The sequence below is a fragment of the Lentzea sp. NPDC037011 genome, assembly GCF_055607425.1.
Genome location: NZ_JBVJRT010000005.1, coordinates 505,947 through 520,426 on the forward strand (window position 1 = coordinate 505,947; position 14,480 = coordinate 520,426).

15 protein-coding genes are annotated in these 14,480 nt (G+C 71.2%); 5 read left to right on the plus strand and 10 right to left on the minus strand.

Annotated features, from left to right (window positions below; all coding sequences use genetic code 11):
• Positions 1–41 precede the first annotated feature (41 nt).
• Complete coding sequence (locus ACZ7CH_RS17960; RefSeq protein WP_360386043.1) at positions 42–1,010, plus strand: NAD(P)/FAD-dependent oxidoreductase; 969 nt, start codon at positions 42–44, stop codon at positions 1,008–1,010.
• 20 nt (positions 1,011–1,030) lie between these two features.
• On the opposite strand, the gene ACZ7CH_RS17965 is transcribed toward ACZ7CH_RS17960, so the two are convergent.
• Positions 1,031–1,486: an Lrp/AsnC family transcriptional regulator gene (locus tag ACZ7CH_RS17965; RefSeq protein WP_360386045.1), complete on the minus strand. Its 456-nt coding sequence runs from the start codon at positions 1,484–1,486 to the stop codon at positions 1,031–1,033.
• 110 nt (positions 1,487–1,596) lie between these two features.
• On the opposite strand from ACZ7CH_RS17965, the gene ACZ7CH_RS17970 reads away from it, so the two are divergent.
• Positions 1,597–2,535 carry a Glu/Leu/Phe/Val dehydrogenase dimerization domain-containing protein gene (locus ACZ7CH_RS17970; protein ID WP_470374368.1) on the plus strand — a complete coding sequence of 313 codons (939 nt, stop codon included), beginning with the start codon at positions 1,597–1,599 and terminating at the stop codon, positions 2,533–2,535.
• A gap of 58 nt (positions 2,536–2,593) precedes the next feature.
• On the opposite strand, the gene ACZ7CH_RS17975 is transcribed toward ACZ7CH_RS17970, so the two are convergent.
• The 7 genes from ACZ7CH_RS17975 to ACZ7CH_RS18005 all read right to left on the minus strand — a co-directional run bounded on the left by ACZ7CH_RS17975 (position 2,594) and on the right by ACZ7CH_RS18005 (position 7,476).
• Positions 2,594–3,013, minus strand: coding sequence for a L,D-transpeptidase (locus ACZ7CH_RS17975; protein WP_470374369.1), 420 nt, complete (start codon positions 3,011–3,013; stop codon positions 2,594–2,596).
• A 159-nt stretch (positions 3,014–3,172) separates the two neighbouring features.
• Positions 3,173–3,943 (minus strand): S1 family peptidase, encoded by a 771-nt coding sequence (locus ACZ7CH_RS17980; RefSeq protein ID WP_360386051.1) that lies wholly within the window; start codon positions 3,941–3,943, stop codon positions 3,173–3,175.
• A gap of 131 nt (positions 3,944–4,074) precedes the next feature.
• On the minus strand, positions 4,075–5,115 hold the full coding sequence (gene glpX / locus ACZ7CH_RS17985) for a class II fructose-bisphosphatase (protein ID WP_360386053.1): 1,041 nt from the start codon (positions 5,113–5,115) through the stop codon (positions 4,075–4,077).
• A 67-nt stretch (positions 5,116–5,182) separates the two neighbouring features.
• Entirely contained in the window at positions 5,183–5,410 is a 228-nt protein-coding gene (locus tag ACZ7CH_RS17990) for an exodeoxyribonuclease VII small subunit (protein WP_360386055.1), read from the minus strand.
• A complete protein-coding gene (locus ACZ7CH_RS17995) occupies positions 5,407–5,751 on the minus strand; it encodes a sugar ABC transporter substrate-binding protein (RefSeq protein WP_360386057.1) in 345 nt (114 codons plus the stop codon). The genes ACZ7CH_RS17990 and ACZ7CH_RS17995 overlap by 4 nt, the downstream gene beginning before the upstream one ends.
• On the minus strand, positions 5,741–6,988 hold the full coding sequence (xseA, locus tag ACZ7CH_RS18000) for an exodeoxyribonuclease VII large subunit (RefSeq protein ID WP_360386059.1): 1,248 nt from the start codon (positions 6,986–6,988) through the stop codon (positions 5,741–5,743). Before xseA ends, ACZ7CH_RS17995 begins: the two co-directional genes overlap by 11 nt.
• Positions 6,985–7,476, minus strand: a complete 492-nt coding sequence (locus tag ACZ7CH_RS18005) for a lipid droplet-associated protein (RefSeq protein WP_360386061.1) — start codon at positions 7,474–7,476, stop codon at positions 6,985–6,987. Before ACZ7CH_RS18005 ends, xseA begins: the two co-directional genes overlap by 4 nt.
• Before the next feature lie 63 nt (positions 7,477–7,539).
• Between ACZ7CH_RS18005 and ACZ7CH_RS18010 the strand changes: the two genes are divergently transcribed.
• Complete coding sequence (locus ACZ7CH_RS18010) at positions 7,540–8,484, plus strand: 4-hydroxy-3-methylbut-2-enyl diphosphate reductase (RefSeq protein WP_458429332.1); 945 nt, start codon at positions 7,540–7,542, stop codon at positions 8,482–8,484.
• A 134-nt stretch (positions 8,485–8,618) separates the two neighbouring features.
• On the opposite strand, the gene ACZ7CH_RS18015 is transcribed toward ACZ7CH_RS18010, so the two are convergent.
• Together ACZ7CH_RS18015 and ACZ7CH_RS18020 are read right to left on the minus strand one after the other, a co-directional pair.
• Positions 8,619–9,338, minus strand: coding sequence for a DUF6542 domain-containing protein (locus ACZ7CH_RS18015; RefSeq protein WP_470374370.1), 720 nt, complete (start codon positions 9,336–9,338; stop codon positions 8,619–8,621).
• An 89-nt stretch (positions 9,339–9,427) separates the two neighbouring features.
• Positions 9,428–10,339 (minus strand): DNA recombination protein RmuC, encoded by a 912-nt coding sequence (locus tag ACZ7CH_RS18020; protein ID WP_470369420.1) that lies wholly within the window; start codon positions 10,337–10,339, stop codon positions 9,428–9,430.
• 98 nt (positions 10,340–10,437) lie between these two features.
• On the opposite strand from ACZ7CH_RS18020, the gene ACZ7CH_RS18025 reads away from it, so the two are divergent.
• Both ACZ7CH_RS18025 and ACZ7CH_RS18030 read left to right on the plus strand, forming a co-directional pair.
• Positions 10,438–11,577 carry an exonuclease SbcCD subunit D gene (locus ACZ7CH_RS18025; protein WP_470374371.1) on the plus strand — a complete coding sequence of 380 codons (1,140 nt, stop codon included), beginning with the start codon at positions 10,438–10,440 and terminating at the stop codon, positions 11,575–11,577.
• Positions 11,574–14,450, plus strand: a complete 2,877-nt coding sequence (locus ACZ7CH_RS18030; protein ID WP_470374372.1) for an AAA family ATPase — start codon at positions 11,574–11,576, stop codon at positions 14,448–14,450. The genes ACZ7CH_RS18025 and ACZ7CH_RS18030 overlap by 4 nt, the downstream gene beginning before the upstream one ends.
• The last annotated feature ends 30 nt before the right edge of the window (positions 14,451–14,480 follow it).

Here is a 14,480-nt window from a genome sequence, read left to right on the forward strand (position 1 = left end):
TCACAGCACTGCCACCCACCACTGGCAGAAGGGCACCACTCATGGAGCGTGACGTCGACCTCCTCATCGTGGGCGCTGGTCCCACGGGGTTGTTCGCCGCTTACTACGCAGGCTTCCGGGAACTCTCCGTCGCACTCGTCGACGCCCTGCCCGAACCGGGCGGCCAGGTGACGGCGATGTATCCGGAGAAGATGATTTTCGACGTGGCCGGGTTCCCCGCGGTCCGCGGCCGCGACCTCGTCAACGGGCTCGTCGAGCAGGCGGGCCAGTTCAAGCCCACCTACCTGCTCGGGCGGCAGGCCCGCACCTGCGAGTCCACTGAGGACGGTCTGCGGGTCGGGCTCGCGGACGGCACCACCCTCAACGCCGGCGCGGTGCTCATCACCGCCGGCATGGGCGAGTTCAACCCGCGTCCGCTGCCCGCGGGCGACGGCTGGCTGGGGCGCGGCATGGTGCACTTCGTGCCGGTGCTCGCCGAGCACGCCGACCAGCACGTCGTGATCGTCGGCGGCGGCGACTCGGCGTTCGACTGGGCGCTGGCGCTGCACCCGATCGCCGCGAGCGTCACGCTGGTGCACCGCAGGGCGAACTTCCGCGCACACGCCGCGACCGTGCGGCAGGTCCGGGAGCTGGGCATCGAGATCATCACCGACGCCGAGGTGCTCGCGCTGCGCGGCACACCGCTGTCCGAAGTGGACGTCAAGGTCAAGGGCGAGGACGTCAAGACGCTGCCAGCCCACACCGTGGTCGCCGCGCTCGGGTTCACCGCCGACCTCGGACCGATCGAGTCGTGGGGCCTGGAGCTCGACCACCGCGCGGTCGTCGTCGACACCACCATGCAGACGAAGATCGACCGCGTCTACGCGGCGGGTGACGTCGCGCAGTACCCCGGCAAGGTCAAGCTGATCGCGACCGGGTTCGGCGAGGCGGCCACGGCGGTCAACAACATCGCCGTGGCGCTCAACCCTGGCGCCCACCTCTTCCCGGGACACTCCAGCAACGCCGGCTGACCACGACCCGGCACCGCGCGCTACGGCAGCGGTGCCGGGTCGTGCTTCGCGATGGCCTGGAAGATGATCGACGTCCGGAAGCCGACGATCTCCTTGCGCTGGCTCAGCCGGTCCACCAGGAACGCGTGCAGGTGCTCGTTGTCCTGCGCGCTCACGTGGATCACGAAGTCGTCGCTGCCCGCCATCACGAACACCGACTGCACCTCCGGCAGTCCGGCGGCGAAGTTCTGGAACGCGTCGATCACGGCTCTGCTGAGCGGGCGGACCTGCACCGACACCAGGGCCTGCACCGAGCGGTTCAGCGCGATCGGGTTGATGTCGGCGTGGTAGCCGCGGATCACGCCGCGTTCGCGCAGCAGCCGGGTGCGTTCGAGGCACGTCGACGGCGCCACGCCCACCTTGCGCGCGATGTCGCGGTTCGACTGCCGGGCATCGCGCTGCAGTTCCCGCACGATCGCCGAATCAAGTTCGTCCACCACGCCTCCTGCCTGCCTCTGCCGAACAACGTTCAGCACAGCCTCCACGACCTTGGTCATCCCCCTAACTTCAAGTGTGGATGTTGTCGGAAGTTCGGGGAGGACGCGAGATGTGGGAACACGAGCGGCTGGTCGTGCGCACCGGGCGGAGGTCGGGGATGACCACGATGGTCGCCGTCCACTCGTCCGCGGCGGGCCCTGCGGTCGGCGGCTGCCGGATGAAGGCCTACCCGGCGGTCGGGGACGCCATCGCCGACGTGCTGCGGCTGTCCAGGGCGATGACGCTCAAGTGCGCCGCGGCCGGCCTCGCGCACGGAGGCGCGAAGAGCGTGATCGTGGCCGACCGGCCGCTCACGCCCGAGCTGCGGCGGGCGGTGCTGCTCGACCACGCCGAGCTCATCGAGGAGTTCGGCGGGCAGTACCGGGCGGGACCGGACGTCGGGACCGGGCCGGACGACATGCTGGTGCTGCGCGAGATCACCCCGCACGCGTACTGCCTGCCGGAGGAGCACGGCGGCACGGGCTCGTCGAGCGGGCCCACGGCGCGCGGGGTGCTGGCGGCGCTGCGCGCGGCGGCCGAGGAGGTGTTCGGGAGCGCGGACCTGACCGGGAGGAAGGTCGTCATCAGCGGGTTCGGGTCGGTCGGCGAGCTCGTCGCACGGGGGCTTCCTGGCGCGGACGTCGTGGTGTCCGATGTGGACCGGAGCAGGCGGACCGGCGAGTTCGGCTGGGTGGAGCCGGAGCAGGCGTACACGACGAAGGCCGACGTGCTGGTGCCCGCGGCCGTCGGCGGAGTGCTGAGCCCGGAGGTGGTGCGGTCGCTGGACGTCCGGCTGGTAGTCGGCCCGGCGAACAACCAGCTGACCGACGACGGTGTCGCGGACCTGCTGGCCGAACGCGGGATCGTGTGGGTGCCCGACCACGTCGCGGGCGCGGGCGGGGTCGTCTACACGCTCGCACGGGAGGACGAGGGCCTCGACCACGAGGCGGCCCTCAAGCGCGTGGACGGCATCGCCGGGACCGTCCGGCGCCTGCTGCACGGCGGCTGACCGCGCGACGAGCCCGCCGGAGTCCACTTCGGACCCCGGCGGGCACGTCACCGCTCGATCAAGGAAGGACCTGCACCTGCTCGCCGACCACCAGGTTGTCGTAGAACACCTGCGAGGCGTCGAGCGTCATCCGGATGCAACCGTGCGACTGGACCGCGATGTCACCCTGGTGGAACGCGATACCGGTCGTGGTGAAGTACACCGCGTTCGGCATCGGGCCGTTGTAGGGGACGCTCCAGTCGTTCTTCACCTTGCGCAGTACCGAGAACGTGCCGACGGGGGTTTCGTGCCCCGGCTTGCCGTGGCTCACCTCCACCGGGCCGTAGCTCGTCTTCCCGTTGTAGACGAGCCATGCCAGGTTCGAGTGCTTCTCCAGACACGCTCCGTTGTAGACGGTGCACCCCGCCTGAGCCTGAGCGGGAGTGGCGAAGGCCGCCACACCGAGGAGCAGGAGCACCGTCGTGATCAGAACTCGCATCCTCATCACCCCTCGGTGATGGGATAACCACCCTCAGGTGACTTCAATCATGTTCGGATGCACCCCGGCCACGGCACGAGCGGCGGTCGCGACGCGGAGGACCCGCCTCCCGCGATGAAGGGGAGACGGGTCCTCGGGGCTGCGCTTACCGCCGTGCGACTAGACGGTGCCGGCGTACTGGCTGATCCACGAGCGGAAGTACGGGACGTCCACGTAGATCGACGGGGCCTGGGCGCAGTTCGCGCCGCCACCGGAGCGGCTGGTCGCGCCGATGAGCTCCCAGCGGCCGTTGATCGACTTCACCTCGGGGCCACCCGAGTCGCCGTAGCAGGCGCCCTTGTTGCCGTCGGTGTTGTTGGTGCAGATTTCCGACGCGGCGCTGATGCCGGAGCAACGGCTGTCCGAGACGATCGAGGTGTTCAGCTCCTGCAGGGTGACCGGAGCGCCACAGGCACCGCGGACCGGGCAGGTCTGGCCCCAGCCGATGATGCGGGTGGCGGTGCCGACCGGACCGGACGTGGCCGCGACGGGGGCGGGCGCCTGGCTGACCGAGGTGCTGAGCTGCACCAGCGCCAGGTCGGCCGACGGGTGCGTGACGATCCGGGACGCGCCGGTGACCGTGCCGCCGCTGGTGCGGTTGGTCGTGCCGATCCGGGTGCGGATCGAGGCCGCCGAGGAGCCCTGGACGCAGTGCTTCGCCGTCACGACCCAGTTGGCCTTGATCAGCGTGCCGCCGCAGAAGTGGCTGCCGGAGGTGCTCTGCAGGGAGACCATCCAGGAGTAGACCTGCGTGGCGTTGCCGCCACCCACGATCATCGGCGAGACCTCGCCGTCAGCGGTGGGGGTGGGGGCCGCCGTCGCCGAGACGGCCGAGGCGAGCAGAGCGCCCGCGGCCACGACGAATGCGGAGAACAACGAACGTGCCCTCATCGTTGAGTTCCTTTCCTGAACCCGGCGCAGGGTTGCCGGGGTCAGGACGGAAACTAAGGACAAAACCGACCCGGTCACTAGGGTCACTCGGAGGGTGACAGTCCGTTGACGGTTCACAGATTCACAGCGACCTACGGCAGCGGCTGCTGGACGTTCTCGGGGGCGTCGAAGTCCACCGAGGCGTATTCGCGCAGCTTGTGCAGGCTGTGGAAGCCGTCGATCATGCGCACCGTGCCGGACTTGGACCGCATGACGATCGACTGGGTCGTGCAGCCACCCGCCCGGTAGTGCACACCGCGCAGGAGGTCGCCGTCGGTCACGCCGGTGGCGCAGAAGAAGACGTTGTCACCCGACACGAGGTCGTTCGTCGTGAGCACGCGCGACAGGTCGTGGCCCGCGCCGATCGCCTTCTCGCGCTCCTCGTCGTCCTTGGGCCACAACCGGCCCTGGATCGCACCGCCGACGCACTTGAGCGCCGCCGCCGCGATGATGCCCTCCGGCGTGCCGCCGATGCCCACGAGCATGTCCACACCGGACGTGGGGCGTGCAGCCGCGATCGCGCCCGCCACGTCGCCGTCGGAGATGAAGTGGATGCGCGCGCCGGCCTTGCGCACCTCCCGCACGATCGACTCGTGCCGGGGGCGGTCGAGGATGCACACGTTCACGTCGGACACGTCGCTGTGCTTGGCCTTCGCCACCCGGCGGATGTTCTCCGCGATCGGGGCGGTGATGTCGATGACGTCGGCCGCCTCCGGGCCCACGGCCAGCTTCTCCATGTAGAACACGGCGGACGGGTCGAACATCGCGCCGCGCTCGGCCACGGCCAGCACGGCCAGCGCGTTCGGCATGCCCTTCGACATCAGCGTGGTGCCGTCGACCGGGTCGACGGCCACGTCGCACTCGGGGCCCTCGCCGTTGCCGACCTCCTCGCCGTTGAACAGCATGGGCGCCTCGTCCTTCTCGCCCTCGCCGATCACGACGACACCGCGCATCGACACGGTGTGGATCAGCTTGCGCATCGCGTCGACCGCGGCGCCGTCACCACCGTTCTTGTCGCCGCGTCCCACCCACCGGCCGGCGGCCATCGCCGCGGCCTCGGTGACGCGCACGAGCTCCAGCGCCAGGTTCCGGTCCGGGGCTTCGCGACGTCGTTCCGCGGGGGTGTTCACCATTGCGCGCCTCCATGCGACTACTCAGCGTGCCGGGCTTGTGATCGGCAATCTGAATCCTTGCACGGGATCACGCCTGCGAAACGTCCTCCTCGACCACGGCGAGAGCTGCATCGATTCGCTCGCGCGCACCGGCGAGATGCTGCTCACACGTCTTGGCGAGCGCCTCACCGCGTTCCCAGAGCGCGAGCGAGTCCTCCAGCGACAGGCCACCGGCCTCCAGCTTGCGGACCACCTCGACCAGCTCGTCGCGGGCGGCTTCGTAACCCAGTGTTTCCTTCTGCGCTTCCGGACTCACGCGGACTGGCTCCTCAGACGGCTCAGCACGGTCGCGACGGCCAGGTCGTACCCGACCAGCGCCTCCGCGAACTCCTCGCCGTCACCCTCTCGCACCGCCTCGTCGATGAGCGCCTCGGCCTCCGCGACACGCCGGTACTGCACCGTGCCCGCGGTGGCCTCGCTCAGGTCGTGCAACGTCAGGATCAGCGTCCGGCGGCTCGCGGTGTCGCAGTCGCCCACCAGATCGGTCCAGCACTCCGCCGCGGCCCTGTTCGCCGCCTCCGCCTTGGTGCGCAGCCCGGACGCGCACGCGCCGGCCGCCTCCATGGTCAGGGGCAGGAACACGGCATCACGCATCATCGGTACCTCCCCCTCCCGCATCGGTTCCCGCGCTGGTCACCACAGCGCGCACTGCTCCGTCAACGACGCGCACCCGCAGCTGTGTTCCGCCGGGGGCGTCCGTCACGGACCGCAACACACCGTCCGGCCCGTCGGGTGTGACGAGTTGCACAACGGCATATCCGCGCGCCAGCGTGGCGGCTGGTCCGAGGGTCGTCAAGCGGGCTTTCGTCCCGGAGAGGTGGACGTCCTCGCGGTCGAGACGTTGCGTGACCGCTCGCCGTCCCTGCTCCCGCAGCCGGTTCACCTCTTCTGCCCTGCGGTCGAGCGGACCGTGCGGGTCCGAAAGCACAGGTCGTGAGCGCAGCTGGTCGAGCAAGCGGCGTTCGCGGTCGACCCAGCCGTGCAGCGCGCGCCGGCCGCGGTCGCGCATCTGCCTGACCCGTTCACCCTCCTCGGCGACATCGGGAACCACCCGTTTGCCCGCGTCGGTGGGCGTCGAACACCGCACGTCAGCGACGTGGTCGATGAGCGGGGTGTCCGGTTCGTGCCCGATCGCGGACAGCACCGGAGTGCGGCACGACGCGACCGCGCGGCACATCGCCTCGTCGGAGAACGGCAGCAGGTCCTCCACGCTGCCGCCGCCGCGGGCGATGATGATGACGTCGCACTCCGGATCGCGATCCAAAGTGGACAGTGCGGTGATCACCTGGGTGACCGCGGTCGGGCCCTGCACGGCGACGTTGATGACGCGGAAGTGCGCGCCGGGCCAGCGGTTCCGCGCGTTCGTCAGCACGTCCCGCTCCGCCGCGGAGGCGCGTCCGGTGACGAGCCCGATCTTCTGCGGCAGGAACGGCGGCCTGCGCTTGCGGCGCGGGTCGAACAGGCCCTCGGCGTGCAGCAGCTTGCGCAGCCGTTCGATGCGGGCGAGCAGCTCGCCGATGCCGACCGCGCGGATCTCGTCCGCGCGCAACGAGAGCGTGCCGCGGTTCGGGTAGAAGCTGATCTTGCCGTGCACGATCACGCGACTGCCCTCGGTCAGCTGCAGCTCGCGCACCATCCCCGAGCTCGCGGTGATCGACATGGACATGTCGACGCTCGGGTCGCGCAGCGTCAGGAACGCCGTGGAGCTGCGGGCGTTCAGCTGCGTCACCTGGCCCTCGACCCAGACCTCGCCGAGCCGGTTGATCCAGTCGAGCAGCTTGCGCGCGACCGTCCGCACCGGCCACGGGTTCTCCGGCGTGGATTTGTCGGTCACTGAGCCTTGACCGTCGCGATCCGCCGGTTGAGCATGCCGATGAACTCCGGCCGCGCGGCGTGGTCCAGCTCGTAGCGCAACAGCTCTTCGAGGTGCTCCAGCGACAGGTTCCGCAACCGGGCGCGCAGCTGGGCGATCGTCAGCTCGTCGTAGGACGGCAGGAACTCCGGCACCTCGGCGAGCGCGCGTTCCTCTTCCTCCCACGGGTCACCGGCGGGGGTTTCCTGAGAAGTCGTGACCGGCGTCTCGTCCTCGTCGAACGTCGCCCACTCCGGCTCCTCCTCCGCGGGCCTCAGTCCGGAGAGGACGTCGTCGCCCTTGATGGCGAGTTCGGTCACATGCTGCTGCACCCGCATGGAGAGCTGCATAGCCTCGCTGACCACCGTCAACGGAAGTCCGGCCAGCTGCTGCGGCAGCTTGCGGGCCTGTTCGAGGGCGGTCACCGCGAGCCCGGCGGCGACTCGGACACCCAGTGGCAGTGGCTTCATACCTCCTAGCCTGCCGCACCAGCGCGGCAAATGCCTAGGAACGGTCCTGGGTACCCTGGAGGCATGCCCAAGCGAGTCCTGTTGGCGAAGCCGCGTGGTTACTGCGCGGGCGTTGATCGTGCCGTCGAGACGGTCGAGCTCGCCCTCGAGAAGTACGGCGCTCCCGTCTACGTGCGCAAGGAGATCGTCCACAACAAGTACGTCGTGGAGACCCTGTCCGACCGAGGCGCGATCTTCGTCAACGAGACGGACGAGGTCCCCGAGGGCGCGCTCGTGGTGTTCTCGGCGCACGGCGTGTCGCCCGCGGTGCACGCGGAGGCCGAGCAGCGGTCGCTGCGCACCATCGACGCGACCTGCCCGCTGGTCACCAAGGTCCACAAGGAGGCCGTGCGGTTCGCCAAGGAGGACTACGACATCCTCCTGATCGGCCACGAGGGCCACGAGGAGGTCGAGGGCACCGCCGGTGAGGCACCCGACCACGTGCAGCTCGTCGACACCGCGGAGGACGCGGCCACCGTCGAGGTGCGCGACCCGAACAAGGTGATCTGGCTGTCGCAGACGACGCTCTCGGTCGACGAGACCATGGTGCGCGTCCGGCAGCTCAAGGACCGCTTCCCCGAGCTGCAGGACCCGCCCTCGGACGACATCTGCTACGCCACGTCGAACCGCCAGACCGCGGTGAAGACGATGGCGCCGTCGTGCGACCTGGTGCTGGTCGTGGGCTCCAAGAACTCCTCCAACTCGGTCCGCCTGGTCGAGGTGGCGCTGCAGCACGGCGCTAAGGCCTCGTACCTCATCGACTACGCCAAGGAGGTCGACCTGGCGTGGCTCGAAGGCGTCGAGACCGTCGGCGTCACCTCGGGCGCGTCGGTGCCGGACCTGCTCGTGATGGAGCTGCTGAAGTTCCTGGAGACGCACGGTTTCGGCGAGGTCGAGGAGATCACCACGGCGAACGAGCGGATCACGTTCTCGTTGCCGCGCGAACTCCGCAAGGACCTCGTCCGCTAGTCCTCCGAAGTGCACGCGGGGACCTTTCGTACTCTCACTGAGTACGAAAGGTCCCCGCGTGCGTTCAGCCGAGGTCGTGCGGGGTGCGTTGAGCGGGCCGGGCCCGGACAATGAGTCACGGGTGTTGCAGCAGCTCAGCGGTCGTCGCGTGGGGGGCGGGGACGGCGCTGGCCGGCCGGGCGCTCGCCGCGGGCGGCACCTTCCGGGCGCGGGCGGCGGGCCGGAGCGCCCTCCGGACGCGGACGGCGCGCAGGGGCCCCCTCGGGACGTGGGCGGCGCGGACGCTCCTCCGGCTCGTCGACGACCTCTTCGCGCGCGGGCTTGCGAGCGGGCTTGTTGCGCGACTTGATCTCGGCCTTCGCCTCGCGGACCTCGTCCGCGCTCGGCCGGTTCGGGTCCTTCTGCAGGAAGATCCGCACGATGCCCAGCGCCACGGTGACGGCGGTGGTGATCGCCATGACCGGGAAGCTGTCGATCAGCGGCTTGCCCAGGCCCAGCGCCATGGCGGCGAGGCCGCCCTTCTCCACCCCGCCGGTCATCAGGACCAGCAGCGGCACGGTGGCGGCCAGGACGAGCGGCGGCTGCACCATCGGCGCGAACAGGCTGCGGCGCTGCACCAGCAGGATCGCGGCGAGCGCGCCGAGGAAGAACGCCACGTTGAACGTCCAGCCGACCGTCTTGGTGCCGCTGATGTCGATGAACGCACTGATGGCCGCCGGGATGAACGCGCAGAGGATCGCGGCCCACCACGGGATGCCCTTGAACGACCCGCCGATGGGCCGGTAGTTCCACGGCACGGCGTCGTAGTCCTCGACCTCGTCGAGGTCGTCCTGACGGTCACGCAGCTCACTCACGAGGCACACGGTAGCCGTTCGGCCATTCGGTGTTCGTCAGTCCGTGGTTATCTCACGAGAAAGCAACCCGACTGCACGCTCTGTGCGTTTTATGCGGACTGTTCGTCCGCCCTTCGGACGATCGGGAGGGGCGTTGGGGTGGCGGAGGCGTCGGTGAGCGGCTCCACGCTCGCGCGGAACCCCTCCAGCGCGTCGAGCTCACGGCGCCGCGCGCTGAGGAAGCGCTGCAGGTGGGTGGAGGAGAGGTTGACCGCGTCGATCGCGGCGTCTGCGGCCCGGTGGGCCCGCCCGGCCTGCACACGGACCTGTTCGACGTCGTCGGCCAGTGCCCGTTCGGTCACCGCGAACATCGCGGAGGACGCGATCACCGCGAACCCGGTCGGGCCGCACAGGAACACCCGGCGGTCGAGCAGCCAGCGCAGCAGCTCCGGGTCGGTGTCCAGGGCGGCGACGACGGCGCCGTCGTTGGGGACGAACATGATCGTGCCGTAGATCGCGTCGGCCCAGCGCTGGTAGCCCTTGCCGGCCAGCTCCGCGGCGCGCGAGCGGATGTTGCGGACGTGCACCCGCAGCGCGTCCTGGCGTTCCTGCGGGTCGTCGGTCTCGACCGCTTCCGCCCAGGTCGCCATCGACATCTTCGAGTCGACCGGGACCGCGCGGCCGCCGCCGACGTTGAGCACCATGTCCGGCCGCACCGAGCCGCCGCCGGCCACGTCCGTCTGCAACGTGTAGTGCAGGTTCTCCCTCAGGCCGAGCGCGCGCGCCGTCTCGACGAGCACCTGTTCGCCGAGCTCGCCGCGGCCGGAGACGCTGGAGAACGCCACCTCGTACCGTTGCAAAGCCGCTTGCTGGGCGTCCACGCGCGCGCGTTCGGCCTGGATGGCGAGCATGGCCTCGTCGGTCCGGCGGACGCCGTCCTGGTACAGGCGCCAGACGAACACCAGCGCCCCGGCGCACACGAGGGCCAGGACGAGGGAGGCGGTGATGATCACTGCGGTCACGGCACCGATGATGCTCCACCACCGATGTGAACTCGATCGGGTGACACGCCGGGAACCCTGGCGGAGTTTTGTCGGACCCCGTCTCTACGGTTGGGCCCATGCGGATCCTGCACACCTCCGACTGGCACGTGGGGCGGACGTTCCACGGCCGGGACCTGCTCGTGGAGCAGGAGTCGGTGCTGGGCGGCCTCGCCGACCTGGTCGCCTCCGAGCGGGTCGACGTGGTCGTGATCTCCGGCGACCTGTACGACCGGGCGGTGCCGTCGGCGGACGCGGTGTCGTTGTGCGCGCGGGTGCTGATGCGGATCAGGGCGGCCGGCGCGCGGATCGTGATCACGCCGGGCAACCACGACTCGGCGGCGCGGATCGGCGTGTTCGGCGAGTTCGCGGCGGCCGGCGGGCTGCACCTGCGCACCTCGATCGCCGAGCTGGCCACGCCCGTCGAGCTGGCCGACGAGCACGGACCCGTTGTGCTGTACGGCATCCCGTTCCTGGAACCGGAGCCGGCCCGGCACGTCCTGGGAGTCGTGGAGAAGGGTCACGCCGGGGTGCTGACCGAGGCGATGCGGCGGGTGCGGGCCGACCTGGCCGGTCGCGCGGCGCGGTCGGTGGTGCTGGCGCACGCGTTCGTCACCGGCGGGGCGCCGTCGGAGTCGGAGCGCACCATCGCGGTCGGCGGCGTGCAGGACGTGTCCTCCCGGGTGTTCGAGGGCGTGGACTACGTGGCGCTGGGGCACCTGCACGGGCCGCAGACGCTGGCGGACAACCTGCGGTACTCGGGCAGTCCGCTGGCCTACTCGTTCTCCGAGGCGCGGCACCGCAAGTCCGTGTGGCTGGTGGAGCTCGACGAGGGCGGCCTGGTCGGTGTGGAGCGGCGCGACCTGCCGGTGCCGCGGGCGCTCGCGACGGTGACGGGCACGCTGGAGGACGTGCTGTCCGACCCGGTGCACACGCCGCTGGAGGACCACTTCCTGTCGGTGGTGCTGACCGACCGGGTGCGGCCGATGGACGCGTTGCGGCAGCTGCAGAAGCGGTTCGAGCACGCGGTGCACGTGGAGTGGCGGCCGGAGCAGGGCCAGCAGCACACCATGACCTACGCCGAGCGGGTGCGCGGCCGCACCGACGAGGAGGTGGCCTGCTGCTTCGTCTCCGACGCGCGCGGGTCCGAGCCGTCGGAAGCGGAGAAGGCGTTGCTGCGCGAGGCTTTCGCGTCGGTCGCGAGGGAGCGGGAGCGATGAGGCTGCACCGCCTGGAGCTGACGGCGTTCGGGCCCTACCCGCGACCCGAGGCGGTCGACTTCGACCAGCTCGGCGCGGACGGGCTGTTCCTGCTGCACGGGGACACGGGCGCGGGCAAGACGACACTGCTCGACGCGGTGGCGTTCGCGTTGTTCGGCCGGGTGCCTGGCGCTCGGGGCGACGTGAAGAAGCTGCGCTGCGAGTACGCCGACCCGCAGACGCCGACCGAGGTGTCGCTGGAGCTCACCGTGCAGGCGCGTCGGTTCCGGATCGTGCGCTCGCCGGAGTTCGACCGGCCGAAGAAGCGCGGCGGCGGCTTCACCACGCAGCCCGCGAAGTGTTCCCTGACCTGGCTGGAGGGCTGGGACGGCGAGGGCATCACCCGCATCGACGACGTGGCACGCGCGGTCGAGGACCTGCTGGGCATGTCGTACGAGCAGTTCTTCCAGGTCGTGCTGCTGCCGCAGGGCGAGTTCGCGAAGTTCCTGCGGTCGGACACGGCCGAGCGGGAGGTCTTGCTGGAGAAGCTCTTCGGCACCGAGCGGTTCCTCGACGTGGAGAAGTGGTTCCGCGACAGGCGGCTGACGGCCGGCCGCGCGCTGGACGAGCGCCGGCGCGGTGCGAACGAGCTGGTGCACCGGGTCGCCGAGGCCGCAGGCGAGGAGCCGTCCGACGAGCCGGACTGGCTTGAGTCGTTGCTCGACCGGCTGTCCCGCGCGGTGAAGGAGCTGGAGGAGCGGTCGGTGGAGACCGCGGGGCTCGCCGACTCGGCCGACGCGCTGCTCGCGCAGGCGCGCGTGCAGGCCGACCAGATCCGCCGCGTCCGCGAGGCCCGCGACCTGTTGCAGCGGGTGGAGGACGCGGACTCCGCCGCCTGGTTCGCCGAACGCGACGCCGCCCGCCGGGCCGTCCCGGTCGTGCCCGCGCATGGCGAGATCGCGAAGCTGCGGCAGTCCCACGAGTTCGCGCTGCGCGACGAGGCGCGGGCCGCCGAGGCGCTGGAGCGGCTGGGGTACGCGGGTACGGAGCTGCGGGCCGACGCCGAGCGGTTCCGCGAGGAGGCCGGTGGGCTCGGTGAGCTGGCCGCGGAGGCCGAGCGGCAGAAGGCCGACGAGCGGCGGCTGTCGGAGCTCAAGCACGCGTCCTACCAGGTCGAGCGGCGGCTGCTCGCGGTGAACGCCGAGCTGGAGGTGCTGCCGGAGGAGCTGGCGCGGTGCCGTGCCCAGCTCGACGCCGCGGCCGAGGCGTCCGCGCGGCTGGAGGGCCTGAAGGCCAAGGCGGACGCGGCCGAGGCGCTGCCCGGTGCGCTGAAGGCGTTGGAGGCGCGCAAGAACGAGCTGCACCAGGCGATCGACGTGCACCAGAAGGCCAAGGACGTGCTGCAGCAGGTCCGCCAGCAGCGCCTGGAGAACATGGCGATCGAGCTGGCGTCGGCGTTGCAGCGGGGCAAGCCGTGCGCGGTGTGCGGGTCGCCCAGCCACCCCGCCCCCGCGCAACCGATGCTGGGCGGTGTCGGTGCCGCCGACGAGGAGGACGCGGCGCGCGACGAGCAGGCCGCGCTGGAGCAGCGCAACGCGGCCGAGAAGGCCCAGCACGCAGCCGAGCTGCGCATCCAGTCGTGCTGGGAGGTGCTGGGCTCCGACGAGCCCGCCGTCGTGGTCGCCGAGCACCGCGCAGCGGCGGAGCTCGCCCGGACCCGGTCGCAGCGGCAGACGGAGTTCGTGGCGCTGGAGGCCAAGACCCGCGACCTGGGCGCGGAGAAGTCGCGCGTCGAGCAGGACCTGGTCGGCCTGCGCACCGAGCACACCGCCCTGACCACGACCGTCGAGGTCCGCGCCGCCCGCCTGGACGCCGCGCGCGGTGAGCACGACGACGTGCTGACCCGCCGCGACCACCTCCTGCGCCTGGCCAAGGCCCTGGTGGAGCTGGCCGACCGCCGTTCCGCCCGCGACGCCGCGCTGGCCCGCGTGACCGAGCAGGAGGCGCTGGTCGCCGCTCTCGCCGCGGAAGCCGGCTTCGCCGACGTGCCCACCGCCCTGGCCGCCGCCCGCCCGCCGGTGAAGCTGCAGGCCCTGGACGACCGCATCGCCGCCTGGGAACGCGCCCGCGCCAGCGCCACCGCCACCCTGGAGGAGCTCGCCGGCGTCGACCCGGCCACCGCCGTGGACCTCGACGAGGTGGTCGCCCAGGCCACCGCGGCCCGCACGACCGCCTCGGAGGCCGCCACCCGCCTGGCCCGCGCCCGCGGCGCGTTCGACCGCGTCGGCGAACTGGCCGCCCGCCTGCGCGCCGAACGCAAGGCACTGGAACCGCTGGAAGCCGCCTACGCCGAGCTGGACGCGCTCACCGACGTGATCAACGGCCGCGGCCAGAACTCGAAGAGGATGACGCTGCGCTCCTACGTCCTGGCCGCCCGCCTGGAGGAGGTCGCCGTCGCCGCCTCCGCCCGCCTGCACCGCATGAGCCAGGGCCGCTACAGCTTCGTGCACTCCGACTCGGCCGGCGCCCGCGGCACCCGCGGCGGCCTCACCCTCGACGTCCTCGACGACTACTCCGGCCGCGAACGCCCGGCCAAGACCCTGTCCGGCGGCGAGTCGTTCCTCGCCTCCCTCTCCCTGGCCCTGGGCCTCGCCGACGTCGTCGCCAACGAGACCGGCGGCGCCCTCCTCGACACCCTGTTCGTCGACGAGGGCTTCGGCACCCTCGACTCCGACACCCTCGACATCGTCATGAACACCCTCGACGAGCTCCGCGCCGGTGGCCGCGTCGTCGGCTTGGTCTCCCACGTCGAGGAGCTCCGCCAACGCATCCCCACCCGCCTGCGCGTCCGCAAGGCCCGCACCGGTTCCACGCTGGAGGTGTCGCTGGCCTGACCGTCCCGCACCACCTCCAGCGCGGAGCCG

Coding starts and splice junctions, on each gene's coding strand:
- ACZ7CH_RS18025 (WP_470374371.1), top strand. CDS start 10,438: ATGCGGATCCTGCACACCTCCGACTGGCACGTGGGGCGGACGTTCCAC.
- ACZ7CH_RS18030 (WP_470374372.1), top strand. CDS start 11,574: ATGAGGCTGCACCGCCTGGAGCTGACGGCGTTCGGGCCCTACCCGCGA.
- ACZ7CH_RS17995 (WP_360386057.1), bottom strand. CDS start 5,751: ATGATGCGTGATGCCGTGTTCCTGCCCCTGACCATGGAGGCGGCCGGC.
- ACZ7CH_RS18010 (WP_458429332.1), top strand. CDS start 7,540: ATGCCCAAGCGAGTCCTGTTGGCGAAGCCGCGTGGTTACTGCGCGGGC.
- ACZ7CH_RS17980 (WP_360386051.1), bottom strand. CDS start 3,943: ATGAGGGCACGTTCGTTGTTCTCCGCATTCGTCGTGGCCGCGGGCGCT.
- ACZ7CH_RS17960 (WP_360386043.1), top strand. CDS start 42: ATGGAGCGTGACGTCGACCTCCTCATCGTGGGCGCTGGTCCCACGGGG.
- ACZ7CH_RS18005 (WP_360386061.1), bottom strand. CDS start 7,476: ATGAAGCCACTGCCACTGGGTGTCCGAGTCGCCGCCGGGCTCGCGGTG.
- ACZ7CH_RS17970 (WP_470374368.1), top strand. CDS start 1,597: ATGTGGGAACACGAGCGGCTGGTCGTGCGCACCGGGCGGAGGTCGGGG.
- ACZ7CH_RS17975 (WP_470374369.1), bottom strand. CDS start 3,013: ATGCGAGTTCTGATCACGACGGTGCTCCTGCTCCTCGGTGTGGCGGCC.
- glpX (WP_360386053.1), bottom strand. CDS start 5,115: ATGGTGAACACCCCCGCGGAACGACGTCGCGAAGCCCCGGACCGGAAC.